The organism is Mesorhizobium sp. M1A.F.Ca.ET.072.01.1.1, from assembly GCF_004023325.1.
Taxonomy (GTDB): domain Bacteria; phylum Pseudomonadota; class Alphaproteobacteria; order Rhizobiales; family Rhizobiaceae; genus Mesorhizobium.
This window is the reverse complement of the sequence record NZ_RZSF01000498.1, coordinates 1-3,526: the sequence shown is the minus strand read 5'-3', so window position 1 is coordinate 3,526 and position 3,526 is coordinate 1. Positions and strand designations below refer to the sequence as shown.

The following is a 3,526-nucleotide window of genomic DNA, read 5'->3' as shown; positions in this document are numbered from 1 at the left end:
GCATAGCCGCGAGCATCTCTGGCGGCTGCTGGCGGAGGGTGGCCTCGAACTCTGGTCGTCCGATCATTCGCCCTATTATTTCGCCGACAAGATCGGCAAGGCGCCGGAGCCAGGGTTCACCACGACATTGAGCGGTATTCCGGGCCTGGAAACCAGGCTGCCGCTGCTGTTTTCCGAAGGGCTGCTGACGGGGCGCCTTTCGCTGCAGCGATATCTGGATCTGACCTCGCGCAATGCCGCCGCGATCTACGGTCTCGACCACCGCAAGGGTCGCATCGCCCCCGGCCTGGACGCTGATCTCGCGCTCTGGGACCCGGCACGCAAGTGGACCATCGGCCACGAAATGCTGCACTCGCGCGTCGACTTTTCGCCTTACGAAGGCAAGGCGGTGACGGGCAAGCCGATCACCGTGCTGCTGCGTGGTGAGCCGCTGATCGCGGGCGAAAAGCTGCAGGCGCAAGCTGGTTTCGGCGGCTTCGTCGCGCGCCGTCCGTCCGATCCGGCAAAGGCCGGCACGGCTGTGGAGGACACCACGCCATGGCTCGACCCCTGATTAGGCGACTTGGAGTATCGGGCCTGGCAGAACGTCGGACTTACAGCTTGGGTCGCAAGGTCCGAAATGTGACCGAGTAGCGGTGTTCTGCGAGCGGCGGAATGCTGTGCTCCCATTCGTTGCGCGCCGGACCGGCCATGAGATAGGCGGATCTCGGCTCGACCTCGATCACCTGCCGGTCCCATGTCGCGCCGTTCCTGCGGCGCAGCCGGAAACTGCAGGATGCCAGCAGGGAGACGCCTGCGACGAGCTCGAAATGGGGCTTGTCGCGATGCCAGCCGATGCCCGCGCCAGGCCGGTATTCGTTGATCAGCACCTGCGAGAATTCCGACGCGGGCCGACCGGCGAAGACGGCGACCTTGTCGCGAAGCGGCAGCAGGAAGTCGGGTATGGCCGGTGCTTCCACGACCTCGCGGCGGTCGTAGTCGTAACGCAGCCCGAAGCCGATAACCTGCCTGTTGGCAAGATGGCCATGGAAGTCGAAGGGCTTGAACGGCAGGCCTTCGATGCAGCGGACCAACGCGCTTTCTTCGTTACGCGTTATCAGCTCCGGCCGGTAGCGGAATCCTTCCGGCAGGCTGTTCGGGATACCGAAAAGATCTCCTTGGCGGACTTGCGCCGTGGCGCTCGATTTCGTTGACGGCATGAACCTCAGATAGGCAATTCGGCGGGTCTCGCAAGGCCCTGATCCGTCGGCAGCCGGTGCGACGGAACCCATTGACAGCTCCGGGAATTACGCATTGGCCAACGGGGCGCTCGTCATGCCTTCCACCGCCATCCGGAACATCTATTACGACCCGGCGACGAAGATCCTTTCGGTATGGTTCGTCCCGAGCGGCGACCGCTATGACTATGAGCAGGTTGAGGCCGAGACCTACGCGGCATTCAAGGCTGCTCGGTCCAAGGGCCGGTTCTTCAACGAGTTCCTGCGCGACCGATACAGCTTCCATCTGGTCGCGCACGGACCGCGGCATTGAACCAAAGCCCGCTCCCATGCCCTGCTCGAAACCACCCCTCCTGTCGTTGGGCAGGGCCTGTTAGCCTTATTGCTCAGCTACGGTTCGAACTGGAGAATTGGTATCTACCGGTGTGACTTTCGATCGGTTGGTGCGAGCTTGCGCAGCGCCGGTGCGCACCGCCGCGTGGCAGTCAACCTCACTTGCGCGGAACGTTCCTCTGCTGTCCCGGCGTGCTCTGCCTCCGACTTCGGTTCGATGCTGTCACAGTCTCGTGAGCTTCCGGGCCTTCGCCTGCAAAATTCGGAACAATGCCCCCGTTGAGAGGTTAGCGCCCCATAGCCAGCCCCGATGACAGCCAGCCTGGGAGCGAGCCATGTCCCGAATTTCCGCGCCAAGCACGACCGGCCTCAGCCGGCGAAGCTTCATGACAGCTACTGTCTCAGCCGCCGCGGCGGCGCCCTTGCTCAGCTCCCCAACGAGAGCGGAAAAACCGGCCGCGACCCGTTCCGGCTTGAGGGAAACGGTCGCGGTATCGTTGCGCATCAACAAGCAGCCTTACGAGCTTTCGCTGGATGCCAGGACCAGCCTGCTTGACGCCCTGCGGGACCATGTCGGCCTTACCGGCACGAAAAAAGGTTGCGACCACGGGCAGTGCGGCGCCTGCACCGTTCTGGTGGACGGAAAGCGCGTGCTCTCCTGCTTGAGCTTCGCCGTGATGAACGACGGCAAGGAGGTGACGACCGTCGAAGGGCTTGCCTCGAGCGACGGCAAGCTGCATCCGATGCAGCAGGCCTTCATCGACCACGACGCGTTCCAGTGCGGCTACTGCACGCCGGGTCAGATCATGTCGGCCATCGGCTGCGTCAACGAAGGCCACGCCAACTCCGAGGACGACATCCGCGAATATATGAGCGGCAATATCTGCCGCTGTGCGGCCTATCCGAACATCGTCGCCGCGCTCGTCCAGGCGCGCGATCAGGCGAGAGGAACCTGACGATGCGCCCCTTCATCTATGAACGGCCGACGGACGTCTCCGCCGCGGTCGCCATCGCGTCCCGCTTTACGGCCGAGGACGACCAGCCGACGCGGGCGAACGCGCAGTTCATCGCCGGCGGCACCAATCTTGCCGACTATATGAAACTTGGGGTGGCGGCGCCCAACCGGTTGCTGGACCTCAACCGGCTCGAAGAGCCAGGGCTGAGGCAGATCAGGGTTACCGACGACGGCGTGCGCTTCGGCGCCCTGGTGCGGATGGGCGAGGCTGCCGACCATGGCGAAGTCAAACGCCGCTATCCCGTTATTGCCGATAGTTTGCGGCTGGCGGCAAGCGGCCAGATCCGCAACATGGCGAGCCTGGCCGGCAACATGCTGCAGCGAACGCGCTGCGAATATTTCCGCGAGCCCTCCTGGGCCTGCAACAAGCGGGTGCCGGGTTCGGGCTGCGCGGCGATGGAAGGCTTCAACCGCCAGCACGCGGTGCTGGGCGCCAGCGATGCCTGCATTGCCACCTATCACGGCGACTTTGCCCAGGCTCTGACTGCGCTCGATGCCGTTATTCGAGCCGAGGGGTCTCGCGGAGCGCGCGAAATTCCCTTTGCCAGGCTGCATCGGCTGCCCCGCGACACGCCGCATATCGAGACGGATCTGGCGGCGGACGAGATCATCACCGCCATCGAGGTGCCTGCATTACCGTGGGCCCGGCGCTCGCGCTACCTGAAGATCCGCGACCGCGAGTCTTATGCCTTTGCGCTGGCCTCGGCGGCCGTTGCGCTCGACCTCGACGGCGACAGCGTCCGCGAGGCAAGGATTGCGCTCGGCGGGCTGGCGACGGTGCCGTGGCGCGCCGGCGAGGCCGAAGCGGCCCTGCAGGGCAAGAAGCTCGACGAGGCATCGGCAGGTGCGGCGGCGGACGCTGCCTTTGCCGGTGCCGAACCGCGCCAGCACAATGCGTTCAAGGTCGAGCTCGGCAAGCGGACGCTGGTGCGCGCGCTGCTCGAAACGCGAGACATGAAGG

General features: G+C 64.7%; 5 protein-coding genes. 4 read left to right on the top strand and 1 reads right to left on the bottom strand.

Going from position 1 to position 3,526, the window contains the following annotated elements:
• A partial coding sequence (locus EOA32_RS35000) for an amidohydrolase family protein (protein WP_145971466.1) occupies positions 1-553 on the top strand: 553 nt, incomplete at its 5' end.
• A gap of 40 nt (positions 554-593) precedes the next feature.
• Here EOA32_RS35000 and EOA32_RS34995 read toward each other — a convergent pair.
• Positions 594-1,199 (bottom strand): alpha-ketoglutarate-dependent dioxygenase AlkB, encoded by a 606-nt coding sequence (locus EOA32_RS34995; RefSeq protein WP_095776324.1) that lies wholly within the window; start codon positions 1,197-1,199, stop codon positions 594-596.
• A gap of 115 nt (positions 1,200-1,314) precedes the next feature.
• On the opposite strand from EOA32_RS34995, the gene EOA32_RS34990 reads away from it, so the two are divergent.
• The 3 genes from EOA32_RS34990 to EOA32_RS34980 form a co-directional block, all read left to right on the top strand.
• Positions 1,315-1,530 (top strand): KTSC domain-containing protein, encoded by a 216-nt coding sequence (locus EOA32_RS34990; RefSeq protein ID WP_066989414.1) that lies wholly within the window; start codon positions 1,315-1,317, stop codon positions 1,528-1,530.
• A 406-nt stretch (positions 1,531-1,936) separates the two neighbouring features.
• Positions 1,937-2,506 (top strand): (2Fe-2S)-binding protein, encoded by a 570-nt coding sequence (locus EOA32_RS34985; protein ID WP_245499496.1) that lies wholly within the window; start codon positions 1,937-1,939, stop codon positions 2,504-2,506.
• 2 nt (positions 2,507-2,508) lie between these two features.
• Positions 2,509-3,526 (top strand): xanthine dehydrogenase family protein subunit M (locus EOA32_RS34980; RefSeq protein WP_145971465.1); only part of this gene is annotated, 1,018 nt, incomplete at its 3' end.